The 14,273-nt window shown below is 37.5% G+C and carries 14 protein-coding genes and 1 pseudogene; 3 read left to right on the top strand and 12 right to left on the bottom strand.

From position 1 onward, the window contains the following. Positions 1-128: 128 nt before the first annotated feature. From AAHB15_RS16725 to AAHB15_RS16685, 9 genes are all read right to left on the bottom strand, one after another. Entirely contained in the window at positions 129-506 is a 378-nt protein-coding gene (locus tag AAHB15_RS16725; RefSeq protein ID WP_144568053.1) for a RidA family protein, read from the bottom strand. 209 nt (positions 507-715) lie between these two features. Further along, complete coding sequence (murI, locus tag AAHB15_RS16720; protein WP_335571805.1) at positions 716-1,519, bottom strand: glutamate racemase; 804 nt, start codon at positions 1,517-1,519, stop codon at positions 716-718. Positions 1,520-1,863: 344 nt separating this feature from the next. Further along, positions 1,864-2,211, bottom strand: a complete 348-nt coding sequence (locus tag AAHB15_RS16715; protein WP_144568057.1) for a VOC family protein — start codon at positions 2,209-2,211, stop codon at positions 1,864-1,866. Positions 2,212-2,631: 420 nt separating this feature from the next. Next, positions 2,632-3,636: an aldo/keto reductase gene (locus AAHB15_RS16710; protein WP_342042828.1), complete on the bottom strand. Its 1,005-nt coding sequence runs from the start codon at positions 3,634-3,636 to the stop codon at positions 2,632-2,634. Between the two features lie 257 nt (positions 3,637-3,893). Continuing rightward, complete coding sequence (locus AAHB15_RS16705; RefSeq protein ID WP_342042827.1) at positions 3,894-5,183, bottom strand: M20 family metallo-hydrolase; 1,290 nt, start codon at positions 5,181-5,183, stop codon at positions 3,894-3,896. A gap of 136 nt (positions 5,184-5,319) precedes the next feature. Further along, entirely contained in the window at positions 5,320-6,516 is a 1,197-nt protein-coding gene (locus AAHB15_RS16700; RefSeq protein ID WP_335571802.1) for a M20 metallopeptidase family protein, read from the bottom strand. Between the two features lie 11 nt (positions 6,517-6,527). Next, positions 6,528-7,250 carry an amino acid ABC transporter ATP-binding protein gene (locus AAHB15_RS16695; protein ID WP_342042826.1) on the bottom strand — a complete coding sequence of 241 codons (723 nt, stop codon included), beginning with the start codon at positions 7,248-7,250 and terminating at the stop codon, positions 6,528-6,530. Then, complete coding sequence (locus AAHB15_RS16690; protein WP_335571800.1) at positions 7,247-7,909, bottom strand: amino acid ABC transporter permease; 663 nt, start codon at positions 7,907-7,909, stop codon at positions 7,247-7,249. Before AAHB15_RS16690 ends, AAHB15_RS16695 begins: the two co-directional genes overlap by 4 nt. Positions 7,910-7,986: 77 nt before the next feature. After that, positions 7,987-8,817: an ABC transporter substrate-binding protein gene (locus AAHB15_RS16685; RefSeq protein ID WP_335571799.1), complete on the bottom strand. Its 831-nt coding sequence runs from the start codon at positions 8,815-8,817 to the stop codon at positions 7,987-7,989. A gap of 1,004 nt (positions 8,818-9,821) precedes the next feature. On the opposite strand from AAHB15_RS16685, the pseudogene AAHB15_RS16680 reads away from it, so the two are divergent. Both AAHB15_RS16680 and AAHB15_RS16675 read left to right on the top strand, forming a co-directional pair. After that, positions 9,822-9,977, top strand: a pseudogene (locus tag AAHB15_RS16680) (helix-turn-helix domain-containing protein); the annotation flags it as partial. Between the two features lie 114 nt (positions 9,978-10,091). Continuing rightward, on the top strand, positions 10,092-10,274 hold the full coding sequence (locus AAHB15_RS16675) for a hypothetical protein (protein WP_144568094.1): 183 nt from the start codon (positions 10,092-10,094) through the stop codon (positions 10,272-10,274). Between the two features lie 22 nt (positions 10,275-10,296). Here AAHB15_RS16675 and AAHB15_RS16670 read toward each other — a convergent pair whose 3' ends face one another. After that, positions 10,297-10,488 carry a hypothetical protein gene (locus AAHB15_RS16670; RefSeq protein WP_342042928.1) on the bottom strand — a complete coding sequence of 64 codons (192 nt, stop codon included), beginning with the start codon at positions 10,486-10,488 and terminating at the stop codon, positions 10,297-10,299. Here AAHB15_RS16670 and AAHB15_RS16665 point away from each other — a divergent pair. Beyond that, the gene (locus AAHB15_RS16665) at positions 10,438-10,824 is read left to right on the top strand and encodes a tyrosine-type recombinase/integrase (RefSeq protein WP_342042825.1); all 387 of its coding nucleotides are present in this window, start codon (positions 10,438-10,440) and stop codon (positions 10,822-10,824) included. The genes AAHB15_RS16670 and AAHB15_RS16665 overlap by 51 nt on opposite strands. Before the next feature lie 170 nt (positions 10,825-10,994). Here AAHB15_RS16665 and AAHB15_RS16660 read toward each other — a convergent pair whose 3' ends face one another. Next, on the bottom strand, positions 10,995-12,263 hold the full coding sequence (locus AAHB15_RS16660; RefSeq protein WP_342042824.1) for an efflux RND transporter periplasmic adaptor subunit: 1,269 nt from the start codon (positions 12,261-12,263) through the stop codon (positions 10,995-10,997). A gap of 329 nt (positions 12,264-12,592) precedes the next feature. Continuing rightward, positions 12,593-14,167, bottom strand: coding sequence for an FMN-binding glutamate synthase family protein (locus tag AAHB15_RS16655; protein ID WP_342042823.1), 1,575 nt, complete (start codon positions 14,165-14,167; stop codon positions 12,593-12,595). Between the last annotated feature and the right edge of the window lie 106 nt (positions 14,168-14,273).

Here is a 14,273-nt window from a genome sequence, read left to right as displayed (position 1 = left end):
ACATAAACTTACATCACTAATTACACATTGCTTTCCTTCTTCTAGTAATCTTATTATTTGAAGACCTGAAATTTACCAATCCTCCACAAACTGGACCGCTTGTGGAATAGAGCCCTTTTAACCTTAATTTATCTTCTAGCTATCATTTCGATTTCAACCTGTGCACCAAGAGGTAGGGACGACACACCTATAGTTGTACGAGCAGGATATGGCTCAGAAAATTGTTTAGAATAAACTTCATTCATTGCAGTGAAATTATTCATATCAGTTAAGAATACATTCACTTTTTCAACATTATCTGGAGTTAAACCTGCTGCTTCCAATACATTGAAAAGATTCTTAAAACATTGATTTGTCTGTTCAACAATATCACCTTCTATAAGCTTTCCAGTCTGCGAGTCAACTGGGGTTTGCCCAGATAGAAATATTAAATCTCCTGCTTCAATTGCATGTGAGTAAGGACCAACAGCAACAGCTCCAGATGCACTAAAAGCCTTTCTTGGCATGTAAAACTCCTCCTTTAGATAAAGAAAATAATAGATATATGACGAAATTGTAAGGAATATGGAGTATATAAGCAATACAACCATTCTTCCAAACAATGCCTGCAAAGGACCATTTCTAATTACAATATTTCACAAACTTTTACCTAAATATGAAAAATACTATCGGAACAGCCTACCCTAATTGGTTTAAGTACCCGTTTTTGGAGTGATTATCTTTTAAAGTTTAGGTGACAAAGCTGAAGTTCGTCTAACATTATCAACAACTTTTTATAATTAGATAATGTTTCTTTATCTTCCACTTTAAAACCAGCTTTAAAAAATAAAATATCCCCTGTTCCATCGTTAATTTGATTCTTTGCTTCGAGAATTCCTTTTAAGTTCTTGGCAGTCCCAATACTCCCAGAAATAATGTCCACTTCTTCAGGAAATATTTTCTTTATACTATTTTCAAAATATGGGAAATGGGTACATCCAAGAACAATGGTTCCGTATTGCTTTAAATCAAACGAAGATAGTTTTTCTTTTAAATAGGGTACAACTATCTCTTCTCTAAATTCAAAATTCTCCGCGAATTGGACAAGACCAGGAAGAGGTAGACTTTCAACCATATCGTGATGATCTATACTTCTCACAAGGTTATGAAACTTTTCCTCTCTGAGAGTCAAATTAGTTGCCAACACTAATACCTTTTTTCGTTTTCCCTCACAGCTTTGAACAGCAGGTTTTACGGCTGGTTCAATTCCCAAAATAGGGAAATCATACTTTTGGCGAAGGTCATCCACTGCAATACTGGTTGCTGTATTACAAGCAATGACTAATGCTTTGATTCCTTGATTAGCCATAAAGTCAACTGCATTAAATATATATTCCCTTACCTCTTCTTTTGATTTTTCACCGTATGGAACATGTAAGGTATCCGCATAAAATATGTAATCTTCATTCGGTAAAAACCTCAATGCTTGATGCAGTACAGTCATACCACCTATTCCAGAATCAAAAAATCCTATTCTCACTACTTTCACTCTTTTCCTGTATTAATACTAATAATCACTTATCAAGAATACCATTTTTTAAAATTTTATTGGTAGTTATTCCTTATTTCTTCTTTAACTGAGAGCTTGTTTAATAAGAAAAGGCGATTACCGTTATTCAGCAATCGCCCCCGTTACGTCAATTACAAACTTCTCTTAAGATGTCCAACTAACGGCAATAACTGAACAGAGTTCGACCAAGACGATCAATTCGAGTCACCTTTATCAACATATAGATTAATTTGTGGAGATTTAAAGTTCATAAACTTCCCCTTCAGAAATCTGATTGATTTAAAATGATTCTCCTAGAAATAATTACAACCCGTTTATTTCTCCCATAGCTCAATCAGTCTACCTTCAGGATCTTCAATCCAAATAAACGTTCCAAATTCACTAATCTCTTTTTCTTTAACAAGAGATACACCAATTTGTTCAAGATGCTTAATCGTTTCGTTTAGGTTATCCACTTGAAAATTTAACATCACTTGCTGTTCTGTTGGGAAATAACTGTCATCTTCAGCGAAGAAAGAAAAGATAGTTTCATTTCCTGAATGTGGTTTAATAATTGTCCCATTCCAATTTTCTATTTTAATCTGCAATACTTCACTGTACCATTTTTTTATTGCATCTAGATTCTTAGTTCTCCAAAATATTCCCCCGAAACCTTTTATCATCTTAATTAACTCCCTTCTCTTATATATTATTTTTTCAATAAAATTAGACATTCAAGAAATAAAAACAAATTCCTTCTTTTCCCATCCAAAGACCATCTTATATTTACTATTAGACAGTATAAATAGCTCATTATAATACTATACTTCCTGACTCCCAGTCTATATCATGCAATTGATTTCATGAATATCGAGTTTTTATAAAAGAAAAACCTAAATTACAAAATAGGAAACTTCAAAAGTTTCTCTTATTTAGCGATTTAGGTTTTGCCTGAATGACCATTAACAATCCATTTGGTTTTGCCTGCGTCCACTCAGTATTTTGAACTTCTGTCTCTATTATAACCAAGAACCGATAGACTCCAATTGTTACATGAACATAATTTGTTAATTATCTTTCAATTATGCTTTTATGAAACAATATTATTTAGAACCTAAAGCACCCACCACAGGATGTGGAACATAAGGCTCTTCCAAATATCTAACTTCTTCAGTGGTTAACTTAACCAATAAAGCACCGACTGAATCTTCAAGATGAGAAATTTTCGTAGCGCCAATAATAGGAGCTGTTACTGGTTCTTTCTGAAGTAGCCAAGCAAGTGCAATTTGGGATATTGGCACACCGTGTTTTTCTGCCAATTCTGCCACTCGTTCCACAACCAAACGGTCGTTATGTTCCGTTGAACCGTACTTAGATTTTTGAGTTTCATCCGTTTCAGAACGGAGAGTGTCTTCTGACCAATCCCGGGTTAATCTACCTGATGCTAGAGGGCTGTATGGAATGACGCCAATCTTTTCTTCCTTACATAATGGCAGCATCTCCCGTTCCTCCTCACGGTATATGAGGTTAAGGTGATTTTGCATAGAAACAAATCTATTCCACCCATTTTTCTCAGCCACATGGTTCGCCTTCAAAAACTGCCAGGCGTACATGGCTGATGCACCTATGTATCTTACCTTACCAGACTTCACTAGATCATGGAGTGCTTCCATCGTCTCTTCAATTGGTGTGTTGTAATCCCAGCGATGAACTTGGTACAGATCCACAAAATCCGTTCCAAGGCGTATAAGACTCTTATCGATTTCGCTCATAATATATTTTCGGGATAATCCTTTGCTGTTCGGACCTTTGCTGTTTAAATCTTTGCCCAATGGGAAATAAACCTTTGTTGCAATAACCACTTCATCTCGATTTGAAAAATCTTTAAGGGCACGTCCGAGAAATTCTTCACTCGTTCCATCTGAGTAAACATTCGCAGTATCGAAAAAATTGATACCTAACTCAAGAGCTTTTTTAATCACCGTACGACTGCTTTCTTCATCAATTACCCAGGGATGCACCCAACTTTCCTTTACTCCAAAACCCATACACCCAAGGCAAAGTCTAGATACATCTAATCCCGTGTTACCCAGTTTGGTATATTCCATTTGCCAGTCCTCACTTTCCAAATGTTTTTAACCTTTCATTATAAGTATAAAAATATACTTGAATCTTACAATTGTTAAATGAGGAGAATTTGTTTATTAATGAACAAAACTATCAAAATTGTTCATTTTTGAATAAAAATATATTTAATGAGGCAGAGTGAAAGCGTTAAGCAGAATAGGCCACTTGCAAATGAATGCAAGAGGCCTGTTACCGCCGAGTATTCACTAAATTGAACTACAGAAGCACTCTAGGTAAGTTATAAAAGTTTTAACGTTGTCCTGTATAGCACCTCGCACCCAAGGGCAACATCTTCAAAAGAACTCCACTCATCTGGGTGATGACTTATACCACTCTTGCTCCTTACAAAAATCATTGCAATATCTGTGAGTTCTCCCAACACCATCGCATCATGAGCAGCCCCGCTTGGTAATTCATAAACAGGATACTGTAATTCTTGCAGAGAATCTTTTACTGCTTCCATCACTATTGGTGAACTCATCACAGAAAATAGGGATTGAACCTGCCTAATTTCACAGCCTAAACCACGGTTTGCAGCAATGGTCCGAATGGATTGATAGATTTTAGTAACCGTCTTTTCACGCCGTTCATTAGATATATCCCGAACATCAAGTGTAAAATCCACTCTCCCAGGAATGACATTACTACTTCCAGGTTTTACTTCCAATTTTCCTACTGTCGCAACACTTCCGCTATTGTCCTGTACTATTTTCTCAATCGCTACTATACATTCTGCTGCAGCTGTTAAAGCATCTTTTCTCTCTTTCATCCAGGTCGTTCCTGCATGCCCCGCTTCACCCATGATTGTTACTTCCGCCCATTCTCCACCAGAGATCCCCGTCACGATTCCTACAGCTAAATCTTTATTTTCTAACACTTTTCCCTGCTCAATATGTACTTCAATATAAGCTTTTACGTCATTTTTACCCAACTGGGCTTGTTCTAAGAGGTCTGGATTAATCTGATTAAAATATTCGCCTTCTAGACTGGCTTTCTTCATGGCCTCCAGATAGGAGATTCCATCTTTATCTGTTGCTGCAGCTAAATTTCCCTTTAATTTCGAACCTTCTGTCCCAACCAAAGCGGTACTACCTACAAATGCATAATCAAAACGAGCGCCTTCTTCATCTGTTAAGGATACAACCTTTATTGTTCTTTCAGGTTGAATTCCCTTTTCTTTCAACGTACAAAGCACCTCAACACCCATTAGAACGCCCATGGCGCCATCGAAACGCCCGCCAGAATTTACTGTATCAAGGTGAGAACCAATAAGAATGGCAGGTAATTCGGGATTTTTACCAATTATTTGCCCAAAGATATTCCCAGCTGCGTCCATATAAGGGGATAAATCAGCTTGTTCCAGTAGTTTCAGAAAGAATTTTCGTGCTTCGATATCCTTTTGATCAAATGATGTTCGAGTGACCCCGCCATTGTCTCCTTCCCCTATTTTTCCAAATGCCATTAATCGGTTCCAAAGACGGTTTCCATCTATCGTTAAATTTAAATTCTCCATGAAATTTGCTTCCATAGTATTCAATTCTCCCTTCATTTGAATGTCCAGTATAGAGAAAATCCTGCTGTTTCCTTCCGAAAAAAAGCAGGATTCCTACTCTGTATGTTTTTATTGGCGACGAAAATGAGATATTTTGGCCAAGGTTAAAGGCTTATCTCTCTAATAATTTAAGCACCGATTGAACCATTAATTTGACTCCAATTTTAATGGCATCTTCATCTACCATAAATTTTGGGTGATGCCACCCATATTTAATCCCTTTTTCTTGATTCCCTGAACCAAGCCACACATAGCAGCCAGGTACTTCTTTTTGGTAAAAAGAAAAGTCCTCTCCACCCATGGTTGGTTCTGCCCGTACCGTATTTTCTTTACCAACTATTGTCTCAGCTGCTGACTGAACAATTTCTGCCACCTGGGCATCATTATAGACAGCAGGCAGCAGAAACTCATACTGAATCTCTACTTCCCCACCATGTGCTGCCACGGTATTGGTAACAAGTTGTGTAAATACCTCATATATTTTCTTTCTCACTTGTTCGTTGGAAGTTCTGACCGTTCCTTTGAGAATAGCCTTATCTGGAATGACATTATTTGTCATCCCTGCTTGAAAGGAACCAATGGTAACAACTGCCGATTCCTTAGATGATATCGTACGGCTGACCAATGTTTGCAGCTGACTCACAACTGCACTGCCAATGACGATCGGATCAATGGTTTTCTCTGGAAGCGCAGCATGTCCGCCTTTACCTTTAATGGTAAGGGTAAAATCATCTACACTTGCCATTAAAAATCCTTCCTTCACACCTATCTGACCAACTGGAAGTTCGGGAACATTATGAAGCCCGATAATGGAACTGATCCCTTCCAATAATCCTTGCTGGATCATCGATTCTGCTCCACCTTCAAATTCTTCAGCTGGCTGGAACAAGATCCGAACATTCCCAGGAACTAGATCCTTTATTTCTTCTAAAATAATCGCTGCCCCAAGTGCAATCGTTGTATGAACATCATGGCCGCACATATGACTTACACCATCAATTTTTGAACGAAATGGGACATCTGCTTCTTCTTGAATGGGAAGAGCATCAATATCGGCTCGTATGGCAACCGTTGGTCCCTGTTTGATTCCCTTTACTTCTGCAGCGGTCCCAGTAGCTAAGCTAAGTGGTATTTGTTGAATCCCAAATTCATGTAACCATCCGTTTATTTTTTCGGTAGTTTTAAATTCTTGATTACTAATCTCGGGATACATATGAAGATTTCTTCTTATTTCAACTAATTTAGGAAACCATTGTTCTACTTTATCATCAATAATTGAGGTTATTTCTAATTTTGAATCTTTCAACATGTGGGCTCCTCCTATCTAATATGCCCTAAAAATTCCTTCGTCCGATCATGCTTTGGATTTACAAAAATCTCTTCAGGAATTCCTTGTTCAATAATATTTCCGCCATCCATGAAGATCACCCGGTCTGCTACTTCTTTTGCAAAACCCATTTCATGAGTAACGACGACCATGGTCATACCTTCCTTTGCCAGCTGCTTCATGACCGAAAGTACTTCACCGACAAGTTCCGGATCAAGTGCAGAAGTAGGTTCATCGAACAGCATCACCGTCGGTTCCATGGCTAATGCCCGAGCGATCGCTACGCGCTGCTTTTGCCCTCCGGATAAACGGTTTGGATATTCGTCCGATTTTGCTTCAAGCCCTACTTTTTTAAGAAGCTGGATTCCTTTTTTCTTTGCTTCCGCTTTGGTCATTTTTTTTAATAAAATAGGAGCTTCTAAAATGTTTTGCAAAACGGTCATATGTGGAAAAAGATTAAACTGCTGAAAAACCATTCCAATATCTTGACGAAGTTTATTCAACGCAGCCTCTTTGTTTTCAACCATTTTCCCATTAATCGTAATAATTCCGCCATCAATAGACTCTAAATGATTCATACAACGAAGAAAGGTACTTTTCCCTGATCCGCTAGGTCCGATTATGACCACCACTTCACCTTGCGAGACATGTAAATCGACACCTTTTAAAACTTCTAAATCACCAAATGTTTTAATCACATTATTGCATGTTATCATTCATAAGCACCTACCTTTTTCTCCACTTTCCCAACGATAAATGTCATGATCGTAGTAAGTACTAAATAGATTAAACCAACTAGTAAAAAGATCTCCATATAACGGTACGTACTACTTATTATTTGCTGACCCGTTCTGAGTAAATCGTATAAAGCTATAGTTGATACGAGGGAGGATTCTTTAATTAAGGCAATAAATTCATTTCCTAGTGGGGGCAGCATACGGCGAAACGCTTGTGGTATAATAACTCGTCTCATCGCTTGTCCATAACTTAATCCAAGAGACCTTGCTGCTTCCATTTGTCCCTTATCAATCGACTGAATGGCGCCCCTGGCAATTTCCGCAATATAGGCAGCTGCATTAAGTGACAATGCGATGCAGGCGGAAACAAAAGGCGGCATCGTTAATACGGGGAAAACGGATGGGATCGCGAAATGGATGATAAATAATTGCACTAAAAGAGGAGTTCCTCGAATCACCCAAATATAAAATCTACTAATTTGTGAAAATAGTTTATTACTAGAAACACGGCCGAGACCGATTAGTAATCCTATTATACTTCCGGCTACTATCCCAATAACAGCTATTTCAACGGTTACCAATGCCCCCTGTAATAAGTAGGGAAGATAAGTTAATGCAAATGATAGAAAGTCCTTCATTTCCCTCTCTCCTTTTGAAAAAACATAAAGCAAAAACAAGACGAATAAATCAGCATTCCGATTTATCCGTATCCTATTTATTCTTTAGATTTGTCTGTACCGAACCATTTCTTACTAACTTCTGCGTAGGTTCCATTATCCTTCACGGTTGCGATTGCTTTTTGTAATGCTGCTTCAAGATCGTTATCACCTTTACGTACAGCAATCCCTACTGGAAGACTTTGGAATGAACTACCTACTACATCGAAAGCATCAGGTTTGGAAGTTTTGTAGTAACGGCCAACCGCTTCTGCCACAATAACTCCCTGTAAACGGCCAAGACCTAAGTCATTAAATACATCCGTATAACCATTGTATGTCTTTAATTCTTTTATTCCCTTAATCTCTTTCGCTGCACTTTCACTAGTTGAACCTAGTTGTACACCGACTATTTTTCCAGAAAGATTTTCTTTCGATTGAATCTTTTGAGGATTTCCTGATTTTACTGCAACCACTTGTCCTAATTTCATGTACTCTACAAAATCAACCTTTTGCTTTCTTTCGTCTGTAATATTCATTGATGACATAATGATGTCATATCGTTTAGCGTCTAATCCTGGTAAAATTCCATCCCATGCAGTTGGTATAAATTCTACTTTCACACCAAGCTCTTTTGACATGGCGTTTGCAAGATCAATGTCAAAACCTACTAACTTGTTTTGATCATTACGGTATTCCATTGGTGGAAATGTATCATCCACCGCAATTTTAAGAACGCCTTGCTTTTTTATATTTTCAAATGTATTTCCTTCAGATCCTTTTTGACTCTGGTCACTCTTTGATTGTGCAGGTAATTTAGGCTGAGTACCACATGCAGTTGCCATTAGAGCCACTGCTAAAATCATTAAAATCTGGATGACTTTCTTCATGATGTTATTCCCCCATATCCCACTTTATTTCTTTACTAGTTTATCACAGTAAAGTGTTTATTTATGTAATCCATTGTAATTTTATTCACAAATAAATACAATACCTTCGGGAAATGTTCAAATAATAAAATTTTTTCAATTGTTATGAATATAAAATCCACTGCCTTCAAAGCGGTCGCTAAACAAATGACGGTGCAATTAAAATCCTTCGTCATCTTTTTTAGAGATCAAGAGATTCCTTCAAATACTTCACCTTGTCCTTTACAAGGCTTTATATAAAATACTATAACTTAGCACTTCAACACTATCGTGTTTTCCGGGGTAAAGCGGACTTCCTTTTTTTGAATTTGAGGGCATTTTTTAGCAAAACGGCAAAAAACGCCTTCAAATTCGTTATTTTGAAGGCGTTTTTGCAATTTGAGGTCATTTTGTAGTTTTTTTCGCGTGAAAGAGTAACTCTTTCTAAAATTGAAAGGCATAGGCTTCTGGGTTCCTATTCACTACTTTTCTATATGGTTGAATATGGTTTCTAGTTTTTTCATTTCGCCGCATTTAATAATTAGGCTTACAAAACGTAGCTCATTACATTATGTTTTAATAAGTATAACTCCCCATTTTTTTATAAAGCAGACTTGCACTGCTCATAACCCACAATGATCATTCTTCTAGATTTCATTAATTCCTCTTTATTATGGTTATACCAATCAACACTTTTTCCAGCAATAGTAGGGATATTATCTGTTGTGTCAAGCAAATCGGAAACATAGCTCTCATACTCTAACTCAGTGATTTTCTTTGATTTTAAGCCAATGTTTAGAGCCAATAATACCAGTGTAGCAACAGTTCCAATATATCCTTTTGTTTTTGGTCCTGTATACTATGAGGAGTCTATCACCTTAGAATTATTGGAAAAAGATTTTTATGTAAGCTGCTATCAGATTACACGGGATTTTACACGTCTTGTGGGATGTCCCCCTTATCGCTAACCTCTTCAAAAAAGATTACAACATGCACAGCGCTTGCTTAATATTGGAGTACCTGCACAACAGGCAGCTATTCAGTGTGGTTTTTCCGATTACACTAATTTTTTTCGCCGCTTTAAAAACGTATATGGCATTAGCCCACGGGCTTACTACAAGGAACAAAACAAGAATCTGTAAGAAAAAGAGTGAATGCAAGCATACGATTTATATTCAAAATGTAGAGGAAGAATGAACTCAATGTAGCGTAATTACATATATATATTGAAGTCCTAAAAATGGAGGTATTGCGCTATGCTGAATGAGTTGCTGGATGCGAAATTGTCGATATCACGAATTAAGTCGGAGGTCCTGAATTTAGCTGGGGAGCTGCTGGCGAATGAATCTGCGGAAAGGGGGGATGCAATTAAACGACTGCTCGAAGTCGTGGAGTTTATTGAGAATAGCGACGTTAAGACTAAAGATATCAAATTGTAACACCCCGATGTTAAAAATTGCGCTAATTTGAAACGTCAATACCCAAATGAAAAATGACCGGGCCTGGGGGTCTGGTCATTTCCGTTGAATTTTGTCGAATAATATTTTCACAGAAAGATAAATTGTCATCACCAACCGAAATGGCAAGGAAAAATATAGTAATATGGTCAACAAAAGTGGAGTGCCTTATATAAGCTTCCATGATTTGAGGCATACACATCCCACCTTGTTGTTACAACAGGGTGTACATCCTAAAGTGGTATCCGAGAGATTGGGGCATTCAACATCTGGAATCACAATGGACACATACCCTCATGTTTTACCGAATATACAAAAAGAAGCTGCCCAACTACTTGAGCAACTAAGTAAAGAATATATATTAATTTATAATTGTCGTGACCAATTTGTGACCAAAGGCGTTTTTTTCACTTTATACTGTACTAACATTCCCCTTATTAACTTCATTAAATCCCTTATATTCCAAGGGTTGGCGGGACTGCGTGGGAATCGAACCCACCAGACCTGGTACGCAGGTCTCAAGCAGATTTGAAGACAGCTGGCCTAGTTTTTTAAATATCTTGATGTGCTCTGAAGTATTGATTAACAAGATTTCTTGATTTAGAGTGTTATCTTGTAATTTATTATTTAAAATCAAGACACGTATTACCTCATAAAAAATTCCCGGTATTATATTTATTTCGTAATGGTCCAGATTATTGCTTAATTTAGGTTAATTAATGTACCAAGGTGAACAATCCAGGATGGATTTACTCCTACTTTGTCTTCATCTTTTAACCCCTTAAGAATCGCAACCCATTGACCTGTTTTTTGACCAGTTTCTACCTTTTGTTTATGTAGAATTCCTTTCTTTTGTACCATTACATAAGTCGATTTTCCAATCCCTATGATACTCGTTTCAGGAACTGCTAGCAATTGTTTTGACTGCACAACTACGTCCAGTGAGGTAGAGTAGCCAGGATATAGTCCTTTTTGTGTATCAAGACTTGCTTTAAAAGAATAGTATGGAATAGGGTCATGTTGTGAATCTTTATCCTTATTAACCGGTGCTTTATATGTAGGATAATCACTTACCTCCGTTATTTTCCCGTTCCAATTCTTATTGGCAACTACATTAGAAGTTACTGTTATAGGTTGGCCTGGTGTAATTTTAGCTTTTTCTGCTTCTGTTAGTTTTCCTTCAATTCTAAACGGATCATTAGAGGCGATTTCCATGATGGCTATTTGCTGATTTTCTTTTGCTTGGAAACCTTGCCCTACATTTTGGTTCAAGTTAACAATCACACCTGCAGTGTTGCTAGAGACAATTAATGAATCGAGCTCGGCTTTGAGCTTTTCAGCCTCCAACGTATATTTTTCTACCTTTAATTCTGCCGCACGGGAGTCAGCTTTTGCTGTATTTAGTTCAGCATTAAGTGACAGTATCGTATTATCAGCTATATTATCTGGTTCAACTACATCAGTTAGATTGGTTGTAAGGGTGGTATTGGTTGTGTCACTTGTACCAGGTGTAGTAGTAGACTCAGCTTCCAGTAAATCCTGTTCTAACGAAGTGATTTGCTCTTTCAGTTGTTTCGCACTCGTTTCTGCTAATTGTTTATTTATTTCTGCTTGTCCTAGTTCTGCCTTTAATGCTGAGCCTTCATAAGAAAAGAGCTGTTGTCCTTTAGCAACAGTTTCCCCTTCTTTTACAAAAATCTCTTTTATCGATCCTTTTGATGCATTTACATAAATCGCTTCAGTATGACTTTGTACAACACGAGCCGACACTGTTTTTGTTTTAATGAAGGTTTTTTCTGTTGGATGAATAAATACTAACTTCTTTAAATCCCTTTTATTCCATTCCATTATGGCTAAACTTAACATAACAAAAATGAGTATAAGAACAAGGATTCCAAGTAAAATCAATTTCTTCTGACGCGGGGTACGTGCTTGTTCATTTTCTGTACCAATTCTCTTTGCTGTTTCCATAACCCTACCCTTTCTAACTAGATTAATAGCGATTTTTGCATTAAACTGTAAAACTAATTACTCCTATATTGTCTATTTTTTACAAGTAAGTTTCAAGGGATATTTTAGAAAATTAAATAAGATTTAGGCAAAAATTCGTAAATGGCACTTTTAAGGCACTGGCCAAAAAAAAAGACCGAGTGCACTCTGGTCTTTGTACAATAGGAATTCGTTAGAATCCTTGATATAACTGAATTGGCCGGATTGCGTGGGAATCGAACCCACCAGACATTTTCAAATCATCAACGTTATCCCGTTCATTTTCTATTAAACTATAAAGTTCTTTTGAATCATTCCGCCGAAGAGTCAGGAATTGGAAATAGTTCTGATAACCTTATTACTTTTCCATTAACATCTTTAAATACAATGTGATCACGTGTGAATTTACGGGGGCTATCAATGCCACAAGCTGCAGCTAAGGCAAACAAACCATGACGTACATTAATGATATAGTTCATGACTCGCCATTTCTTCTCCTCTGGCACAAGTGCTTCTTGATATTTTGGGTCAGTGGTCGTTACGCCCGTAGGACATTTACCAGTATGGCATTGAAGAGCCATAATACAGCCGTTAGCAATCATAAATCCTCGTGCAGAGTTCACGGCATCTGCACCAATCGCAAGGGCAATGGCAATTTTATCGGCTGAAATTAACTTTCCTGAAGCAAAGATTTTCAGCTTATTTCTTATACCAAACTGATAGGCCTTATCAATAACGGCAATTAAAGCAGGATATAAAGGAAGCCCCATTGTATCTGCCATTGATTTGTAAGTGGCGCCTGTTCCACCTTCTCCGCCATCAACCGTAATAAAGTCCGGATAAATCCTAAGATGATTCATTGCCTCGAAAAATTCATCCAAGCTGGATGGATATCCAACGACCATTTTGATTCCGACAGGTTTTCCACCTTCATCTTGCAGCATTTTGATAAACTGCAACGTTTCAAGCGCATTATGCAAAAATGGAAAGCGATTGGGTGAATTAATGGTCTGCCCCAATGGAACCTTACGAATATTTGCTACCTTCGTTGTAACCTTCGACCCCTCCAGATGTCCGCCACGAATCTTTGCCCCTTGACCGAATTTAAGCTCAAATGCTTTTATATTCGGTTCCTGGGCTTTTCTATTAAATTCGTCAATAGAAAAATTCCCCTCATCATCACGAAAACCAAATAAACCAGGGCCAATTTGAGCGACCACATCTACGCCACTTTCTAAATGCTCTAGTGCAACTCCGCCCTCCCCTGTATTAATCCATGAACCGCCTGCCATACGGCTCCCTTGACCTGTTGAAAGGATATAGTTTTCGCCAACTGCTCCATAGGATGTGGCAGAGGCACCAAATGGACCTCGAAGTCTCCATGGGATTTTCCGATCACTGCCAACGATTATCGTTTCTTCTTCATGGTATAGCCAACGTGTTGTTTGGTCCTTTTCCAGCTGTTCGTGACGCGTAAACAATCCTTCATGATCAATTTTATATTTCATGGAGTGGACTTTTTCTTGATTGTCGACGCTTAATTCTTCATTTAATAGGGGAAACAAACCATTCGCAATATAATACCCTTGCTTCTCAAAGTCACGTTTGGAACCAAAGCTTAAAAGATCACTTCGATATTTGGCCGAAAAAACAATCCCTAAAAAATCTGTTCGTGAAAATGGTTTGCCACTATTGTCATCATCAAACCAATATTGTCTGAATTCCGGGCCAATCTTTTCTAATAAGTAGCGCATCCATCCCAAATAAGGGTGTGCTCTAATAATTGAATGCTGTGGTTTCTTTGCCAAAATATGTAACCATAAAAGCAAGGCAATGGGTCCTACAATAAACACAATCAATAGAAAAATAAAAATAGTCCAAACCATCTAACTATCCCACCTTTTCTAACTAATATGGTGACAAGATCTGCAGTTCTGATGCTGGGCGGCTATTTTTTCATTACTATTATGTTTATTTAGAACTTTTATTTAT

Origin of the sequence: Bacillus sp. OTU2372 (genome assembly GCF_038440275.1) — a bacterium.
GTDB classification, from domain to species: Bacteria; Bacillota; Bacilli; order Bacillales; family Cytobacillaceae; genus Neobacillus; species Neobacillus bataviensis_B.
Note: the sequence above shows the minus strand (reverse complement) of the source record. Positions and strands in the feature narration are given on the sequence as shown.

Excerpts from the sequence above, each read along its gene's own strand:
- AAHB15_RS16695 (WP_342042826.1), bottom strand. The coding sequence starts at position 7,250 with ATGATAACATGCAATAATGTGATTAAAACATTTGGTGATTTAGAAGTT.
- AAHB15_RS16700 (WP_335571802.1), bottom strand. The coding sequence starts at position 6,516 with ATGTTGAAAGATTCAAAATTAGAAATAACCTCAATTATTGATGATAAA.
- AAHB15_RS16705 (WP_342042827.1), bottom strand. The coding sequence starts at position 5,183 with ATGGAAGCAAATTTCATGGAGAATTTAAATTTAACGATAGATGGAAAC.
- AAHB15_RS16655 (WP_342042823.1), bottom strand. The coding sequence starts at position 14,167 with ATGGTTTGGACTATTTTTATTTTTCTATTGATTGTGTTTATTGTAGGA.
- AAHB15_RS16685 (WP_335571799.1), bottom strand. The coding sequence starts at position 8,817 with ATGAAGAAAGTCATCCAGATTTTAATGATTTTAGCAGTGGCTCTAATG.
- AAHB15_RS16660 (WP_342042824.1), bottom strand. The coding sequence starts at position 12,263 with ATGGAAACAGCAAAGAGAATTGGTACAGAAAATGAACAAGCACGTACC.
- AAHB15_RS16665 (WP_342042825.1), top strand. The coding sequence starts at position 10,438 with ATGGTCAACAAAAGTGGAGTGCCTTATATAAGCTTCCATGATTTGAGG.
- AAHB15_RS16725 (WP_144568053.1), bottom strand. The coding sequence starts at position 506 with ATGCCAAGAAAGGCTTTTAGTGCATCTGGAGCTGTTGCTGTTGGTCCT.
- AAHB15_RS16710 (WP_342042828.1), bottom strand. The coding sequence starts at position 3,636 with ATGGAATATACCAAACTGGGTAACACGGGATTAGATGTATCTAGACTT.
- AAHB15_RS16670 (WP_342042928.1), bottom strand. The coding sequence starts at position 10,488 with ATGCCTCAAATCATGGAAGCTTATATAAGGCACTCCACTTTTGTTGAC.
- AAHB15_RS16715 (WP_144568057.1), bottom strand. The coding sequence starts at position 2,211 with ATGATAAAAGGTTTCGGGGGAATATTTTGGAGAACTAAGAATCTAGAT.
- AAHB15_RS16675 (WP_144568094.1), top strand. The coding sequence starts at position 10,092 with ATGCTGAATGAGTTGCTGGATGCGAAATTGTCGATATCACGAATTAAG.
- AAHB15_RS16690 (WP_335571800.1), bottom strand. The coding sequence starts at position 7,909 with ATGAAGGACTTTCTATCATTTGCATTAACTTATCTTCCCTACTTATTA.